This window comes from Gluconobacter sp. DsW_058 (assembly GCF_002153615.1).
In the GTDB taxonomy this organism is placed as follows: domain Bacteria; phylum Pseudomonadota; class Alphaproteobacteria; order Acetobacterales; family Acetobacteraceae; genus Gluconobacter; species Gluconobacter cerinus.
The window spans coordinates 1-1,050 of sequence record NZ_JOPH01000079.1 but is presented as its reverse complement, the minus strand read 5'-3'; the positions used below and the strand labels follow the sequence as shown (position 1 = coordinate 1,050).

The 1,050-nt window shown below is 54.2% G+C and carries 1 protein-coding gene; it reads right to left on the bottom strand.

Annotation, left to right across the window (positions count from 1 at the left end; all coding sequences use genetic code 11):
• Nucleotides 1-132: 132 nt before the first annotated feature.
• The coding region (locus tag HK24_RS13260) for an IS5 family transposase (protein WP_086634873.1) at nucleotides 133-1,050 on the bottom strand (918 nt) is incomplete at its 5' end.

Here is a 1,050-nt window from a genome sequence, read left to right as displayed (position 1 = left end):
TGGAGGGATCGAAGAACTGTCGATTGATGCGTCCTTGTTCTGATTTTGGGCTTTTGGCGTACTGATTGATGGTTGCCTTGGGGCTTTCCATCTGTGTTTTGAGCAGATCGGGGACTACCCCGCGTTGGATTACTACGCGCTCGCGTTCATTCTCTCCAGGAAGAGGAAGCGGCGCATATTATAGACGATATTGGCCAGCCCGATCCTCATACTGGCTCGAGTGATGCCGACGGTCCGAATGAATAGTCCCGTCTGTGACTTCTGATCGGCAAAGACATGCTCGACGCGAGATCGGATCACCGATTTTCCCGCGTTGGACCGCTGGATATGGCTGGGCATGGGCTTGAGATGCGGCTTTTTCCTGTGAATTTTCGAGACGAAACCCTCTTTGTCCATGAAGGCCTCGTTGGCTTTCGAGCGATAGGCCGTGTCGGCCCAAACGCTTGAGGCCGTATTGGTTTTATCCAGTAGGCCTTCACGCAGTCTGGCCCCATCACTGGCGGCGGCATGCGTCGTCTTCCCTTTCCGGATGAACCGGAACTTCCGGTCGATAGAAATATGGGATTTGTAGCCAAAGAACGGGATGGCGAGATCCATTGCGGGCATACTCCCGTCATCCTGGCGCTTTGCTTTTGTGAATTTCAGCGTCCAGCGCGCATGGCGATCCTTGTGGGACAGCTTTGCGGGTTTGTTTTGCCAGTCTTCAGGAATACGTCCTTCCCGAAGATCGACTTTCTCTGCATTGGTGTTCCGCTGCTTTGGAGCAGCCACCAGTGTGGCATCCAGGATCTGGCCGGACATTGGCAGATAGCCTGCGCTCCTCAAGGTTATATCAAAGCGATTGAACAGACCATCGATTGCCCCTGCCTGGGTCAGGCGTTCACGGAACAGCCTGACCGTTTTGGCATCCGGCACCCGATCCGATAGCCCCAGACCAAGGAAGCGCATGAAGGAGAGGCGGTCGTTGATCAGATACTCCGTCCGCTCATCAGACAAATTGTTCAGCGTCTGGATGACCAGGATTTTGAACATCAACACCGGATCAAACGG